At 68.1% G+C, this 15,657-nt stretch carries 12 protein-coding genes; 4 read left to right on the top strand and 8 right to left on the bottom strand.

The genetic code is table 11. The features are described from left to right. Nucleotides 1-8: 8 nt before the first annotated feature. Nucleotides 9-710, top strand: a complete 702-nt coding sequence (locus tag ACV22W_RS02140; protein WP_448017521.1) for an aspartate/glutamate racemase family protein — start codon at nucleotides 9-11, stop codon at nucleotides 708-710. A gap of 37 nt (nucleotides 711-747) precedes the next feature. On the opposite strand, the gene ACV22W_RS02135 is transcribed toward ACV22W_RS02140, so the two are convergent. Further along, nucleotides 748-1,641, bottom strand: a complete 894-nt coding sequence (locus ACV22W_RS02135; protein ID WP_448017520.1) for a LysR substrate-binding domain-containing protein — start codon at nucleotides 1,639-1,641, stop codon at nucleotides 748-750. Nucleotides 1,642-1,818: 177 nt separating this feature from the next. Here ACV22W_RS02135 and ACV22W_RS02130 point away from each other — a divergent pair, with 177 nt between their 5' ends. Genes ACV22W_RS02130 through ACV22W_RS02120 form a run of 3 tightly spaced genes read left to right on the top strand, consistent with a single transcriptional unit; the run spans nucleotide 1,819 to nucleotide 4,791 of the window. Further along, nucleotides 1,819-2,985: a branched-chain amino acid ABC transporter substrate-binding protein gene (locus tag ACV22W_RS02130; RefSeq protein ID WP_448017519.1), complete on the top strand. Its 1,167-nt coding sequence runs from the start codon at nucleotides 1,819-1,821 to the stop codon at nucleotides 2,983-2,985. A gap of 17 nt (nucleotides 2,986-3,002) precedes the next feature. Next, nucleotides 3,003-3,542 carry an L-2-amino-thiazoline-4-carboxylic acid hydrolase gene (locus tag ACV22W_RS02125; RefSeq protein WP_448017518.1) on the top strand — a complete coding sequence of 180 codons (540 nt, stop codon included), beginning with the start codon at nucleotides 3,003-3,005 and terminating at the stop codon, nucleotides 3,540-3,542. After that, the gene (locus ACV22W_RS02120) at nucleotides 3,535-4,791 is read left to right on the top strand and encodes a Zn-dependent hydrolase (protein WP_448017517.1); all 1,257 of its coding nucleotides are present in this window, start codon (nucleotides 3,535-3,537) and stop codon (nucleotides 4,789-4,791) included. The genes ACV22W_RS02125 and ACV22W_RS02120 overlap by 8 nt, the downstream gene beginning before the upstream one ends. Before the next feature lie 21 nt (nucleotides 4,792-4,812). On the opposite strand, the gene ACV22W_RS02115 is transcribed toward ACV22W_RS02120, so the two are convergent. The 7 genes from ACV22W_RS02115 to pgaA all read right to left on the bottom strand — a co-directional run bounded on the left by ACV22W_RS02115 (nucleotide 4,813) and on the right by pgaA (nucleotide 15,652). Further along, nucleotides 4,813-5,649: a c-type cytochrome gene (locus tag ACV22W_RS02115; protein ID WP_448017516.1), complete on the bottom strand. Its 837-nt coding sequence runs from the start codon at nucleotides 5,647-5,649 to the stop codon at nucleotides 4,813-4,815. Nucleotides 5,650-5,815: 166 nt separating this feature from the next. Continuing rightward, nucleotides 5,816-7,114 (bottom strand): hypothetical protein, encoded by a 1,299-nt coding sequence (locus tag ACV22W_RS02110; protein ID WP_448018107.1) that lies wholly within the window; start codon nucleotides 7,112-7,114, stop codon nucleotides 5,816-5,818. Then, nucleotides 7,114-8,937 (bottom strand): glutamine--fructose-6-phosphate transaminase (isomerizing), encoded by a 1,824-nt coding sequence (gene glmS / locus ACV22W_RS02105; protein WP_448017515.1) that lies wholly within the window; start codon nucleotides 8,935-8,937, stop codon nucleotides 7,114-7,116. The genes ACV22W_RS02110 and glmS overlap by 1 nt, the downstream gene beginning before the upstream one ends. A gap of 118 nt (nucleotides 8,938-9,055) precedes the next feature. Beyond that, a complete protein-coding gene (locus tag ACV22W_RS02100) occupies nucleotides 9,056-9,544 on the bottom strand; it encodes a Biofilm PGA synthesis auxiliary protein PgaD (RefSeq protein WP_448017514.1) in 489 nt (162 codons plus the stop codon). Further along, the gene (gene pgaC, locus ACV22W_RS02095; RefSeq protein WP_448017513.1) at nucleotides 9,522-10,793 is read right to left on the bottom strand and encodes a poly-beta-1,6-N-acetyl-D-glucosamine synthase; all 1,272 of its coding nucleotides are present in this window, start codon (nucleotides 10,791-10,793) and stop codon (nucleotides 9,522-9,524) included. The genes ACV22W_RS02100 and pgaC overlap by 23 nt, the downstream gene beginning before the upstream one ends. After that, nucleotides 10,790-12,883 (bottom strand): poly-beta-1,6-N-acetyl-D-glucosamine N-deacetylase PgaB, encoded by a 2,094-nt coding sequence (pgaB, locus tag ACV22W_RS02090; protein ID WP_448017512.1) that lies wholly within the window; start codon nucleotides 12,881-12,883, stop codon nucleotides 10,790-10,792. The genes pgaC and pgaB overlap by 4 nt, the downstream gene beginning before the upstream one ends. A 15-nt stretch (nucleotides 12,884-12,898) precedes the next feature. Beyond that, nucleotides 12,899-15,652: a poly-beta-1,6 N-acetyl-D-glucosamine export porin PgaA gene (gene pgaA, locus ACV22W_RS02085; RefSeq protein WP_448017511.1), complete on the bottom strand. Its 2,754-nt coding sequence runs from the start codon at nucleotides 15,650-15,652 to the stop codon at nucleotides 12,899-12,901. Nucleotides 15,653-15,657 lie beyond the last annotated feature (5 nt).

The raw sequence follows: 15,657 nt of genomic DNA, 5'->3' as shown, positions 1-15,657 counted from the left end.
GAGGCGTCATGGCACTCGTCGGCGTACTGGGCGGAATGGGGCCGCTGGCCACGGTCGACTTCATGCATCGCGTGATTTGCCTGACACGCGCGCGCTGCGACCAGGAGCACCTGCCGATGATCGTCGCGAACCTGACGCGAACGCCCGATCGCTCGCGCGCGATCATCGACGGCGGGACCGATCCGCTGCCGGCGCTGCTCGATGGCATCGCGCTGCTGAACGGCTGCGGCGTGGACGTGATTGCGATTCCGTGCAATTCGGCGCATCACTGGTATGCGCCGCTGCGCGAACGCAGCGCGGCGCCGATCCTGCATATCGTCGATGCGTCGGTGGCCGCGTTGCCGGCCGGCGTGCGGCGCGTCGCGGTGCTCGCCACAGGTGGGACGCTGGTGTCGGGCTTTTACCAGGCGGCGCTGCGTGCACGCGGTTTCGAGCCGGTGATGCCGGGCGTGGCCGCGCAGCGCGATATCGCCGCGTGCATCGCGGCGGTCAAGGCGGGGAAGATCGATGCGTCGGTGAGGTGCCTGTCGCGCGCGCTCGCGACGCTGGCACGACGGGACGTGGGCGTGGCGGTGATGGGCTGCACGGAAATTCCGATCGCGGCGCGCGCGTTGCGCGATGCACCGTTCGCGTTGATCGACAGCACGCAGGAGCTGGCGCGCGCGACGGTCGCCCATGCGGTCGCGCGCGGATGGGGGCGGGCGGTGTGACGCAACGGCGGGACGGTGCGCGTGAGGGCCCGCGCGCTTATGCAGCCATCCGCCTGAGCCATTCCGCCAGCCGTCTCGCGCCGTCCGGCATGTCCGTATCGTCGCGCGTGCACAGGTAGTAGTCGCGTCCGTCGTCGAGCGCATGGTCGAACAGCTTCACGAGTTCGCCGCTCGCCAGTTCGCGCTCGACCAGCGGCGCGCGCAGCAGCGCCGCGCCGAGATCCGCGCGCGCCGCGCTCAGCGTCAGTTGCCCGTCCTCGAACATCGGCCCCACCGCGTGCGACACGTGCCGCACGCCGGCGCCTTGCAGCCAGTTGACCCAGGTGCTGCGATCCTCGTCGTGCACGAGCGGCGCCCGCGCGAGATCGGCCGGCGTGCGGAACGGCCCGTGGCGCTTCAGGAACGACGGGCTGCACATCGGCACCATCGCGCCCGGCAGCAGCCGCTCGCAGCGGTAGCCGGGCCAGTCTCCGGTGCCGAAGCGGATCGACAGGTCGGACGCGTCGCTTCGATAGTTGCGGTGATGCGCATACACCACGGTCACGTCGACATCGGTGTTGTCGGCGAGGAACGCGTGCAGCCGCGGAATGAACCAGCCGATGCCGAGCAGCGGAATCAGGCTGATCGTGATCTGCCGCAGCGACGACCGGTCGCGCACGAAGCGCGTCGCGCTGCGCAGCACCGAGAACGCGGCGCTGATCGAGCGGTAGTAGTCGCGCCCCTCGTCGGTAAGCACAAGCAGCCGGCCTTCGCGCACGGTCAGCGGCGTCTGGATGAACGCTTCGAGCAGCTGCAGCTGGTGGCTGACCGCAGACGGCGTGATGTCGAGCTCGTGCGCCGCCGCGGTGACCGAGCCGAGACGCGCGAATGCCTCGAACGCGCGGACGGCGCGCAGCGGCGGATCATGTGGCAATTGTTCGATATTTTTCATGTGTCGAATTTTATCGAAAAATCAGGGTAAGCGACAACATTAAAATATCCAGTGTTTACAGGTAATTACGCTATTGTGTCGGGAATGGCATAAGCATCCAACAATTGAGTATTTGGGGTGTCGGAGCCGAATATTTAATATTTTTCATGTTTTGATTCGAGTCCCCGATCCCCGCACATGAAAATCGCTATTCTTCCCGCCAGCCTCGCATTCTCCGCGGCCGCGCTGATCGCCGCCGTTCCCGCCTTCGCACAGTCCGCGCCGCAGACGATCCTGATCGGTCTCGCCGCGCCGCTCACCGGCCCGTCCGCGCGGATCGGCAAGGACCTGCAGAACGGCGCGCAGCTCGCGATCGACGACGCGAACGCGACGCATCCGAGCATCGGCGGCAAGCCGGTCGTCTACAAGCTCGTCGCCGCCGACGATCAATCCGATCCGCGCACGGCCGTCGCGGTCGCGCAGCAACTCGTCGACCAGCACGTGATCGGCGTCGTCGGTCACTGGAACACGGGCTGCAGCGTGCCGGCGTCGCGCGTCTATCGAGATGCGGGCATTCCGCAGATCGCGCCGGCCTCCACCGGCCACCCGTACACGCAGCAGGGCTATGCGACGGCGTTCCGCATCATGGGTCACGACGATGCGGGCGGCAACTTCACCGGCGTCTATGCGGTGAAGACGCTGAAGGCCACGCGCATCGCGGTGATCGACGATCGCACGTCGTTCGGCGCGGGGCTGGCCGACCAGTTCATCAAGGGCGTGCAGGCGAACGGCGGCACGATCGTCGATCGCCAGTACGTGAACGACAAGACGACCGACTTCAGTGGCGTGCTGACCGCGATCAAGGGCAAGCGGGCGGATCTCGTGTTCTTCGGCGGGCTCGACGCGCAGGCCGCGCCGATCGCGCGCCGGATGCGCCAGCTCGGCGTGAACGCGCCGCTGCTCGGCGCCGGCGGCTTCGTGAGCCAGACCTTCCTGTCGCTCGCGGGCAAGGACGGCGACGGCGTGACGGCGCTCGAACCGGGCCTGCCTCTCGACCGGATGCCGGGCGGCAAGGCGTTCGACACGCAGTACCGCGCACGCTTTCACGCGCCGATCGAACTGCACGCGCCGTTTGCGTACGACGCGGCGGCCACGCTGATCGCGGCCGCGCAGAAGGCCGGCACGACGCAGCCGGCGAAGCTGGTCGCGGCCGTGCGCGCGATCGACCGGCCCGGCGTGACCGGCCGGGTCGCGTTCGACGCCGAAGGCAATCTGAAGGACCCGGCATTCACGATCTACCAGGTGCGCGGCGGCAAGTGGACCGTCGTCGACGTGCTCGGCGGCGCGCACCCGGCAACGAAATGACGACGGAGACGAATCCCATGACCGACACGACACACGCATCGACGGCGGCACCGGAGGACACGCGCCTCGGCATCCTCGCGCGGCGCCGCATCGAAGCGGAAATCATCAAGCCGATCTACGAGATCATGAGGCGCGAATTCGGCACCGAGCGCGCGCAGGCCGTGATCGCGGAAGCCGTGCGCGGCGCGGCCGTCGACGCGGGCCGCACGTTCGCGGCGCAGGAGCCCGACGGCACGAGCGTGCAATCGTTCATCGCGCTGCAGGTGCTGTGGGAGAAGGACGATGCGCTCGACGTCGAGGTGCATCGCGCGGACGACGCGCACTACGACTACGACGTGCATCGCTGCAGCTACGCGGAGATGTATCACGCGATGGAGCTCGGCGAGATCGGCCACCTGCTGAGCTGTGCGCGCGACAGCTATTTCATCGAGGGTTACGACCCGCGCATCGCGCTGACGCGCACGAGCACGATCATGCAGGGCGGCAAGCGCTGCGATTTCCGCTACGCGCTGCAGGCGGCGCCTCAGGTTGACACCCCGGAGGCCGGCAATGCGTGACGATCTCGCGGGCGCGCCGCGCGTCGACGGCGCGCGGCTCTGGGCGTCGCTCGAACGGATGGCGCAGATCGGCGCGACGCCGAAGGGCGGCGTCTGCCGTCTCGCGCTGACCGACCTCGACCGCGAGTCGCGCGACCTGTTCGTGCAGTGGGCGCGCGATGCCCGCTGCACGGTGCGGGTGGACCGGATGGGCAACGTGTTCGCGCGCCGCGCGGGCCGCCATCCCGATGCCGCGCCGGTGATGACGGGCTCGCACGCCGATTCGCAGCCGACCGGCGGCCGCTACGACGGTATCTACGGCGTGCTCGGCGGCCTCGAGGTCGTGCGGGCGCTGAACGATGCGGGCATCGAGACCGAGCGTCCGATCGACGTCGTGATCTGGACCAACGAGGAAGGTTCGCGCTTTGCGCCAGCGATGATCTCGGCCGGCGTGTTCGCGGGCGTCTATCCGCTGGAATACGGTCTGTCGCGAACGGATGGCGCGGGCAGGACGATCGGCGAGGAACTCGCGCGGATCGGCTACGCGGGCGCCGAGCCTGTCGGCGGCTATCCGGTGCATGCCGCCTACGAATTGCATATCGAACAGGGTGCGATTCTCGAACGCGCGGGCAAGACGATCGGTGTCGTGACGGCCGGGCAGGGGCAGCGCTGGTACGAGGTAACGCTGACGGGCGTCGACGCGCACGCGGGCACCACGCCGATGGAATTCCGGCGCGACACACTGGTGGGTGCCGCGCGGATGATCGAATTCGTCGATGCGCTCGGCCGTCGCCATGCGCCGCACGCGCGCGCGACGGTCGGGATGATCGAGGCGCGACCGAATTCGCGCAACACGGTGCCGGGCGGCTGCTTCTTCACGGTCGAGTTTCGCCATCCTGACGATGCGGTGCTCGACGAGCTCGACGCGGCGCTGCGTGCGGAACTGGCCCGCGTCGCGGCCGACGCCGGCCTCGGTGCGCGGATCGAACAGATCTTCACGTACCCGCCGGTGCCGTTCGCGCCGCGCTGCATCGACGCGGTGCGCGATGCGGCGCAGGCGCTCGGGCTGCCGCACATGGACATCGTGTCCGGTGCGGGTCACGACGCGTGCTACGTCGCGCGCGTCGCGCCGACGGGCATGATCTTCGTGCCGTGCGTCGACGGGCTGAGCCACAACGAGGCCGAGGCGATCACGCCGGAATGGTCGGCGGCGGGCGCCGACGTGCTGCTGCGCGCGGTGCTGCAAAGCGCGCAGGAACCGGGCGCGTGATGCGCGCGTGACGGGCGCGGCTTACTTGCCCGCCTTGCGCCGCGCCATGAACGCGAGGTAGGCGACGATCTGGTCGAGCTCCCGGTCGCTCAGTTGATCGGGCGGGAATGCCGGCATCGCGCGGCCCGGCCAGTCGCGCACCGATGCCGGATTGCGGATGTAGCGGCGCAGCGCGGCGGGCTGGAAGTAGTCGACCGGATTCATCGGTGCGTTCAGGTCGGGGCCGGCCTGGCTGCTGCCCGCGCCGTCGAGGCGATGGCACGCGAGGCATTGCGTGACGAACAGGCGCTGGCCCGCGCGGGCCGGATCGTTCGCCGGCAGCGCGGGATCGACGGCGAGCGATGGCCAGCGCGCGAGCGGCGACGATTCGATCGTAATGCGCACGATCTGATACGGCCATTGCTCGCCGCGCACCGACGATGCATCCGGCCCGAGCCACACGAGATAGAACGGCCCGGCGCTGACTTGCTTGCCCGGCAGCTTCGGCCACGGATGCGCGGGGTCCTCGATCGCGAGCCACGCGACGGCGCCGGCCGGCGCACGGCGGCGCGCGAGATCCAGCGGCAGTTGCGCGGCGAAACCGTCGGCCGCGCGCGTTTCGAGCACGCCGTCCGCCGGCAGCGGCGTGTCGCCGAGCAGGGCAGCGAACGGCACCGCGCGGAACGTCATCGGCCGGCCGTACGCGATGTCGCGCGGCACGTCGATGTCCGTCGCGTCGGCGCGCGCGAGCAGCGTCTGGCGCGTCAGCACGCGAGGCGTGCCGTCGGTCTCGAGTTCGAGCGAGCCCTGCGCGGACGCGCGCGTCGCGATCAGGCACACCGTCACCAGCAACAGCGAAAACCACTGGCGCTTCAGCATTCGTTCTCCGTGGGGACGTTCCGGCGGCGGCAGGGAGGCGAGCGCGCGGCCGATGGATGGAATCGGGCGACAGTCTATCCGGTACGGGCGTCGCTGGCGAATTCGATGGGGGATCGGCGCAATTTCACGGGGCGACGGTGTCGGCCCGGTCCCGTTCGCGTCGCCGTCAATGTGTCGGACACTGCGCGTCGGTTTTCGGTAAAGGCGTGTCCCGTGCCGTGTCGAAATCGGCTTCGCGCGTCCCGGACGGCGTCAGCGACACGAAATGCATCGTCCCGCCGCGTGCCGTGAACCCGGCGATGCCGGTCGAGCCCCACGGAATCGGCGAGCGTTGCGCGCCGCTCACCGACATGCCGGTTGCCGAAAGCGCCAGCGTCAGCAGCCGCCCGTCGCGGGTCGGCACATACGCATGCGTGCCGTCGACGCCGATCCCGGATTCCCGCACCGACGCCGGCAAGCAGTCGAGTGTCGCGAGGCGGCGGCCGTCCGGGTCGATCAGCATCGCGACGCCGCGATTGTCCGCCGTCGTCGTGACGACGACGAAGCGGTCGATCGCCGGCACGTACGCGGACGAATACACGTAGTACTGGATCGCGTCGCTCAGCGGCCCGAGCTTGACGAGCTTCGCCGTGACCGGATCGAACATCGCGTATTCGAGCGTCGCGTCCGTGCTGCCTTCGATGTATTTCTGCCAGACGAGCAGCGCGCGGTGCGGCGAGCCGGCGACCACGGGCCACCATTCGCGGCGGTGCGGCGCGACCGGCATGTGATTCAGCACGCGTCCGTCGGCATCGTAGGTTTTCACGTAGACGCCGTTGCCGGTGCCGAGGTTGTCGACGCCGCCGCCGTCGATCCAGTCGGCGGAATAGAACACGATGAAGCGTTCGCCCACCGCGGCGACATGCCCGGAGTGACCGCCCGCCTCGACGTCGTTCGGGTACGGCTTGATCGGCTTCAGGTCGCGCCGATAGACGCCGTAGCGCTGGCTGACCTCCTGCGGCGTGTTCCAGCCGTCCTCGAACGTGACGAAGATGTCGCCGCGCGGATTCTGAGCGATCGATACGGGCTCCTGCGCTTCCGGACGGCTGATGAACGTACGGACGCGCAGCAGGCGCGGCTTGCCCGGCAGCCATTCGCCGACGTACACGTCGTGCGGCCAGTTGCCGTTGCGCAGCGCGCCGCGCGGCGCGATGCCCGAGCTGCTGAAGAACACCCAGCGCCGGCCGTCGCCGGCGTCGGCCACGCCGATTCCGTGCATGAAGCGCCGCGGGTCGCCGCTGTCCTGCGGTGACGCGGGCGCCTGCACGGTGACGGTGTGCACGACCGGCGCGCCGGCGAATGTGTGCGACGGTGCCGCGATGGCGCAACACGCGCCGCAGAGCACGGTCGCGACACGCCACGCGGCGGCGCGCGCGCCCGCATGGGCGCGCACGGTGGCGATCGGGGTCGCGACCGGCCGTCGCATCATTCGACGGTGACGGATTTCGCGAGGTTGCGCGGCTTGTCGACGTCGGCGCCGCGCGCGCACCCGACGTGATATGCGAGCAGCTGCAATGGGATCACGTTGACGATCGGCGACAGCGCGTCCCCCGATTCACGTACGCGGATCAGGTGCGTATCGCGGTCGGCGTCGATCGCGAGATGATGGCCCGCGAGCACGTACAGCCGTCCGCCGCGTGCGCGCACCTCGGCCATGTTGGACTTCAGCTTCTGGAACAGGCGGTCGTCCGGCGCGATCGTGACGACCGGCATCGCGCTCGTGACGAGCGCGAGCGGGCCATGCTTCAGTTCGCCGGCCGGATAGCCTTCCGCATGGATGTACGACACCTCCTTGAGCTTCAGCGCGCCTTCCAGCGCGATCGGATAGTGAATGCCGCGCCCGAGGAACAGCGCGTTCTCGGTGCGCGCGAACTTCGCGGCCCAGCCCATGATCTGCGTTTCCAGCGCGAGTGCGTGAGCGATGCGATCCGGCAGTTCGTGCAGTTTCTTCAGGTGCATCGCGACATGCGCCGCATCGAGCCGGCCGCGTTGCTGCGCGAGCGTCAGCGTCAGCACGAACAGCGCGACGAGCTGCGTCGTGAACGCCTTGGTCGATGCGACGCCGAGCTCGATGCCGGCTCGCGTCAGGAAGCTGAGTGGCGCGCCGCGCGCGATCGAGCTGGTCGCCACGTTGCAGATCGCCATCGACATATCCTGGCCCATCTCGCGCGCGCGCTCGATCGCGCCGATCGTATCGGCGGTTTCGCCGGACTGCGAAATACCGACGACCAGCGTGCGCGGATCGGGCACGGTGTCGCGGTAGCGGTATTCGCTCGCGATCTCGACCTGCGCCGGAATGCCCGCGATGCCCTCGAGCCAGTATTTCGCGGTCAGGCCCGCGTAGTAGCTGGTGCCGCAGCCGAGCAGCAGCACGCTCCGGGTCTTCGACAGCAGCGCGCGCGTGCTGTCGCTGCCGCCGAACAGCGCGGGCGAAATCGTGTCGACACCGTCGATCGTGGCGGCGATCGCCTTCGGCTGTTCGAAGATTTCCTTCTGCATGAAGTGCTGATACGGGCCGAGCGCGGCGTCGTCGTCGCGTGCCTTGACGAGGCACAGCGGACGCTGTGCCTCGCTCCCGATCGCGTCCACCACGTCGATCCGTTCCGGCGTGATCAGCGCGACGTCACCGTCTTCCAGGTAGACGAAGCGGTCGGTCAGGTCGCCGAGCGCCGCGCAGTCGGACGCGAGGTAGTTCTGGTCCGCGCCGATGCCGATCACGAGCGGCGAGCCCGCGCGCGCTGCGACGAGCCGCTGCGGCTCGCGCGCGCTCAGCACGGCGATCGCGTACGCGCCGTGCAGCCGCTTCACCGCGCGGGTGACGGCATCGAACAGGTCGTCGCGATACATGCTGTGGATCAGATGCGCGATCACCTCGGTGTCGGTCTCGCCGCGAAACGTGTAGCCGCGCTCCCGCAGTTCGGCGCGCAACGCATCGTGGTTTTCGATGATCCCGTTGTGCACGACCGCGATCGTGTCGCCCGACATGATCGGGTGCGCGTTCATTTCCGACGGCGCGCCGTGCGTCGCCCAGCGCGTGTGCGCGATGCACGTCTGCGCTTCGAGGCCGAGCGTCAGCACTCGGTCCTGCAGGTCCGCCACGCGCCGCAGCGTGCGTTCGCTGCGCAGGCGGCCGTCACGCAGCACGGCGATGCCGCACGAGTCGTAACCGCGATACTCGAGCCGGCTCAGTGCATTGACCAGTTGCGGCACCTGATTGTTCAGGCCGCTTGCTCCGACGATTCCGCACATGATTCACCTCGTCTACAGGAAGTTGCCGGCCGGCGCACGACACGCGACGGCGCGAATTCGGGAGCGGTGTCGCGTCGCGCGGCATGCGTCGCATCCGGCGCGGCACGTCTCCGGTGACCTATTCGCGGGGCTGCGGTCCCGCGTGCGCGATCCATTCGATGCCCGAGATCGAGCCGTTCGCATCGTGCGACGCGACGAGAATGCGCGTCGCGCGCCGCGCGCCGCGCCGGCGGGCGCCCGCGAGCGCGGTCGGCGGCACCGAGCGCATCTTCACGCTGGCCGAGCGCCGCAGCATCTTCGAGACGCGCAGCCGGTACGCGAGCGGATGCACGACACGTCCCGCGATCAGCCACGTGACGATCGTGCCGGCGATCAGCGCGATGCTCGTCACGTAGAACACGATCTGCTCGATCGGCATCTCGGCCTGGTTGAACGGCAGCAGGTAGCGGTACGTATAGATGCAGATCGATGCCCACACACCTCCGACCAGCGCGGGCCGCACGAGGCGGAACCATGCGACGAGCACGGGCCCGACGATGCCGCCGCGTTCGGCGATCAGTTCGCGCGGGGCGCGCAGGGAAAGATCAATAATCGGCGCGTTCTTCATGTTGAATGCCTCGGTCGGGACTGACCCAAACGGCGCGCTTGCCGCGGCCCCGCAATACGACGGCGGGCAGGGCGGCGACGGTGGTGACCATGCTGATCAGCCAGAACGCGACGGGGTACCAGACGGTGTCAAGGAAATACATCAGGAGTTTTTCGTCGTAACGACGATCGATCATGCTGCCGATGATCAGCTGCAGGATGCAGGTCGCGACCAGCAGCATCCCGTGCCAGTGCGGCACCACGGACACATGCCAGTTCTGCGGAAGCGGATAGACGACGTCGATCAGCGCGAGCAGCAGGATGAACGACATCGAATAGGCCCACGCGATGCCGATCAGGTACTCGACGAACAGCGGCCACATCATCATCTGCGTCGGCCGTGCGAGCGTGCCCGCGTACTTGAGCAGCACCTGGATGCCGCCCTTCGCCCAGCGCAGCCGCTGCCGGTAGAGCCCTTTCAGCGTCTCGGGCATCAGGATCCAGCTGAGCGCGTGCGGCTCGTACACGACACGCCAGTCGCGGCACTGCAGCTTCCAGCTGATGTCGATGTCCTCGGTGAGCATGTCCGAGCTCCAGTAGCCGACATCGGCGAGTGCGGTCTTGCGGAACATCGTGATCACGCCCGATACCGTGAAGATGCGGCCGTACACCTGCTGCGTGCGCTTGATCAGCCCGACGATCGACGAGAATTCGCCGACCTGCATGCGCCCCAGCAGCGACGTGCGCGTGCGGATGCGCGGGTTGCCCGTGACCGCGCCGACGCCCGGATCGGTCAGGAAATGCTCGAGCATCCAGCCGATCGCGTCGTGCGCGAGCAGCGCGTCGCCGTCGATGCAGAGCAAGTATTCCGCATTGGATACCGCGGCCGCGGTGGTGAGCCCGACCGCCTTGCCTTCGTTGCGCGCGTGATGGATCACGAGCAGCCGCGGGATCTCGACGGCCAGCTCGTTGAGGATCTCGCCCGTGCGGTCCTTGCTGCCGTCGTTGACCGCGATGATGTCGTAGTTCGGGTAGTCCATCGCGTTCAGGTGACGGATCACGCTGCGCGCGTTCGCCGCCTCGTTGAAGCACGGCACGACGATCGAGATCTTCGGGATTCCGCTCGCCGCGATCGTGCGCGTCGACAGCTCGCGGCCTTCCTCGAGCAGGAAGTAATGGACGACGCCACCGATCATCCACAGATACGACATGAAGAACGGGTAGTAGAAGACGAAGTCCTGCAGGCGCTGGATGATGCTGTGGCTGGTCATGGCGTCTTGGTTCCGGGTGCATGTTGCATCTGCATCAGTGCGTTGATCGAGGTCGGATCGAGCCGCGACTTCAGCGACATCACGTCGCGCATCGCGTCGAGCTCCGGCTGGCCGTTCAGGAAGTTGTCCGGGTAGTAGCCGAAATTCACCGCGCCCTCGCTGCGCAGCCGCCGCATCTGTGCGAGCAGCGTGCGGGCCGGTACGTCCTTGTGCGCGTGCCAGTCGTACGACTGCAGTTCGAACACGGTGCGCTGCAGGCCGCGCTGCTTCGTGCGGACGGCTCGCACGAGCTGATCCAGCCAGCCCTCGGGGTCCTTCGCCTGCTCCATGTAAGGCATCGCCATCAGCGCGACGTAGTCGTAGTTGGCAAGGAAATCGTCGTAGTTCTGCGCGTACCACGCTTCCGACTCGGGCTTGAGCACCGGCATCGCGAAGATGTTGCGCGCGCTCAGTACGTCGCCCACGTTCTGGTGGGCCAGCACGATCTGTTCGAGCTGGCGGGTCAGGTCGATCAGGTAGCGCGACTTCTGGCGCGTCCAGCGCTTCATCAGGTCGGGGTTCTCGCGGATCTTGCCGACGTCGGCCGGCAGCCCCCACTGCGAGTAGGTACGCAGCGCATGCCGGCCTGCATCCTCGTAGTCGTCGAGCACGGCGTCGTCGCTGAACAGGATGCCGCTGAACGATGCGTGCTTGCTGAGATCCTCGTAGATCTGCTGGATCATCAGCCGCGCCTCAGGGTCGAACGGGCTCAGCCGGAACATGCGCGTGCCGTTCTCTCGGGCCGGTGCGCCGCCATATGCGCTGACGGTCTCGAGCCCCTGATGCTTGTCCGGCGGCGGCCGGAAAGCGAGCACCGGCATCCACGCATACACCTGCACGTTGGACCGCGTGTTGAGCTGCCACGCGGCGCGCGAGAACAGGTCGGCGCGCATCGGCAGGTGCCGGTTCGGGAAATACACAGCTTCGGCCACGCCCGTGCCTTTCGGGTCGGCATAGGCCTGCAGGTACACCGATTTCGGCTGCATCCGGTAGATGCGCTCGATCAGCTTGCCGAGATTCGCTTCCTGCCGCGCGGGATCCGGATCGTAGACCTGATCGAGGTCGACCTGCACGATGCGCTCGGGCACGTCGACGTCGCCACGGTTCGACGCCGGCTCACGCATCGAGCGCTCGAACCCGCCGATGTCGACGTCGTACATCATCAGGATCCGCCTGAGCCGGTCCAGCGGCACGTCCGGCGTATTCGGGCCGGCGTCGAGGCTGAACTGGATGTCCATGCCGAGCGACGTCGATATCTTGCGCACGGGCTGGTTTTCCGCGCCGTATGGCCACACCATCGAGCGTGCGACGATGCCGGTGCGTTCGCGGATCTGCCGCACGCATGTCTGCAGGTCGTCGTGCACGCGTGCTTCGAATTCGGCGTCGGTTTCATAGCGCTTCTCGTCCTGCAGGTAGAGGTGCGACGTGGTCGCCGGCAATTCGTTGCCTTGCGGATTCGCGACCGCGCCGTGATGGAGGTTGTGGGTGTGGCAACCGAGCTCGACGAGGTGCGACTGGCCGACCTTCTGCACCTCGTCCCACGACATGAAGTAGTCGCGCGGCACCTGGATCTTGTCGCTGATGCGGATCGGCGCATCCAGCGGCGCATCGATCCACGCCGTGACGATGCCCATCACGGCCGGATACTTGAAGCGCTCGAGCAGCGGCAGCACTTTCGTGTAGTGGCTGCGGTACCCGTCGTCGAACGTGAGGAGCACCGCGCGCGGCGGCAGTGGCTTGCCGCCGTGCCGCGATTCCTCGATCTGCTTGACCGTGATGGTGTGGTAGTTGTTGGTCTGCAGCCACGAGAAGATCGCGGTCAGCGTGCCGGTGTCGACCGCGAACGGGTCGACCATCGCCGACGCGGAGGAGAACGACGCCATCAGGTTGTCGCGCACGTCGTGCATGCAGATCACGCGGAACGTCTTGCCATCCGCCGGATCGGACGGCGGCAGCAGATCGATCATCCGCGCGTTCGACACGCCCGGGAACAGCGAACAGGCGGCGAACGTGCCGAGACATCCGCACATGAAGGTCCGTCTGGTTTGCATTGCGCGATCTCCTTGCTAGAACGGCAGGTTGACCGACAGGAAGCCGGTTTCGGAGCGCTCGCGCTGGCCGTCGTACGCGTGACTGCTGACCTCGACGCCATAGCTCAGCGTGATGTCGTGCTTGAACGTCCATGCGTGCTCGAGGCGTGCGCTCCACAGCGGGCTGGTGCCGAAGCCGCGCTCGTTGTACGCGCCGCCCGACACCGATACGCGCTGATGCAGCGCCATGTCGCCCTTCTTCCACAGCGTCAGCTGGTGCATGACGGTTGCAGCGGCCGCGTAGTCGCGGCCCGGGCTGAAGTAGGGCGCGTCGCGGCGCGTGTTGCTGTCGGTGCCGAGGTCCAGCGATACGTTGACGAGCTGGTTGGCGGACGTGTACACGCGCTGCGTGGCGGTTGCCGAGATCTCCTGATGCAGGTTCGAATCGCTGTAGCGGCTCACGCCGTAGCTCAGCTTGACCTCTCGACGGTCGTTCTGCCGATACACGACCGAGACGTTCGCGGAGCGGCCCCAGATGTGCGCGGCATACGCCTTCCATGGCAGCGAGTTGTCGTTGGTGTCGAGCCCGGCGCTGACCGTCCAGTAGTCGTTCAGCGCGTACGCGATCGACCCGCGGCCGCCGGTTCGGCCGTCCGAGCCGAACGAGCGCGTGACTTCGCCCTGCACGGTGAGCGGCCCGTGCCGGTAGTCGCCGCCGACGCCGGTGCGCGTGCGGCTGACGTTGCCCGAGTCGGTCTGCGCATAGCCGAAGAACGTGTGCGAGAAGACGCGCCAGTTGTCGCCGAACGGTTGCGAGTACACATAGCTGTCCGACGTGAAGCTGTTGTCGGCCAGCGCGCTGTTGCCGTGTTCGTAACTCAGGTCGGTCGTGAACACGGGGCTGCGGTATGCCTTGTAGTCGCGCTTGAAACCGCGCACTGCGCCGCTGTCCGGAAATACGTTGCCCACGGTCTGGTCGACGTACTTCGCGGTCGCGTAGTCGTCCGCCGTGAGCGCTGCGCGGCCGAGACCCGCGAGCATTTCGACGCTGTCCGGGTGGTCGGTCAGCGAAGCGCGATACATCGCGATCGCCTGGCGCGGATGCGCCTGGCCCGACACCGCGTCGGCATGCGCGGCACGGACCTCCGCATTGAACGGCACCTGTTGCTCGAGCTGCTCGAGCGCGGCGATCCCTTCGTCGACGCGGCCCGTATAAATCAGGTATTGCGCGCGCAGCCGGTAGTAACGCAGAAAGTCGCTTTCTTCCGGACCGTAGTTGCGCACCTCCTTGGCCGGCGGCAGCGACTTGCCGATGTCGTCGAGCACCTGCTTCGCGTCCGCCGCGCGTCCCTGGTCGACGTACGACCAGAACAGCCCTTCGCGCAGTTCGATCGGACGCGTGCGTGCACCGTACTGGAAGCCGCGAGTCGCACGGTCCGTCGGCGCCGCGGTCGCCTGCTTCAGCGCACGCTGGTACACGCCGTTCGCCTTGGCCGGTTCGCTCAGGTAGAGGTAGGCGTCGCCGACGGCCGCCAGCGCGTCGATCGAGATCTCCGCGTTGGACGGAATCGTCTCGAACGTCGCGACGGCCGTCTTCATGTCGCCGCGCGCCGCATAGGCGACCGTGCGGTCGCCCGCGAGCGCCGTCCTGACCGGTGAATATTCGGGCGTGGCCGGCATCCGCTTGTCGAGGTCGTCCGCCGCGCGCAGTGCGCTGTCGAGGCCGTCGAAGCGGTCGGAACTCGTCATCGAGCGCGACTTGTCACGTCCGCCGCGCACCTGCTGGCGAATCGCCAGTTCTTCCAGCTGCGCGACGTCGACGGCGGAGAACGCATCGGGCCGTGCCTTCGCTTCTTCGAGCGCCTGGATCGCGCCACCGCTTGCCGCGAGGCCGAACACGTCGTTGCGCACCGTCGCGACGTCGGCGGTACGCAGATTCGGCGCCTGTGCATTCGGCGCTTCGACGTCGGGGCCTTGCGATCGTTGCGTTTGCTCGCCGGGCAGCTGGGCGCCGGGCGTCTGCGAATTCGGAGCCTGGGACGACGGAGAGGGCGAGCCCGGTGTCTGGGTGACGGGTGCCGGCGAGCCCGGCATCGGGGTGCCGGAGGCCTGCGCGGTTTGCGTCGGCGCATTCAAGGGCGCGAGTGAACTGGTCGCAGGTGTGCCGGACGTTGTCGCGGTGGTTTGCGCCGGTGTTTCGGGCGGCTGCGGGTTCGCGGCCTGCGCGATTCCGATCGGCGCGCCCGATGCATGCGCGATGGGTGCCTGCGGGGTCGGCGGCGCGGCGTCGGATGCCTGGGCTGGCTGCATCGGGGCACTCGACGTCGGCTCGACCGGTGGCGGCGTACTCGGCGGCGCGGTATCGGTCGCCTGGGCGATCCGGATCGGTGCACTCGACGCTTGCGCGCCCGTCGCCGGTTCGCTCGGCGGCGCGACGTCCGGCTCCACCACGACCGTGGTCGGCGTCGCCTGCGGTTGCGGGTCCGACGCCTGCGCAATCTGCATCGACTCATCCGATGCCTGCGCGATCGGCGTCGGCGCTTGCGGGGGCACGGCGTTGCGACCCCGGGCGATCTCCAGCGACGCCGCCGTCGGTTGCATGTCGGGCGGCAGCGCATCCGGTGCGCCGCGGGCCCCGGCGATTTCGCTCGCGCCGCCCGGGTCCGCGTCGCCTTCGGCGGCAAGACAGGAGCCGGACGCGACGAGCAGCAACAGCAATGGCGCATGCAGGAGGATCCGCCGGTTGGGCGGAGCGGCGGTGGTGCATTGTTGTCGACGATTCTTGGCCACGATGT

It is taken from the genome of Burkholderia sp. AW49-1 (assembly GCF_053427845.1).
The sequence above is the reverse complement of the archived record's forward strand: the minus strand, read 5'-3'. Positions and strand labels throughout refer to the sequence as shown.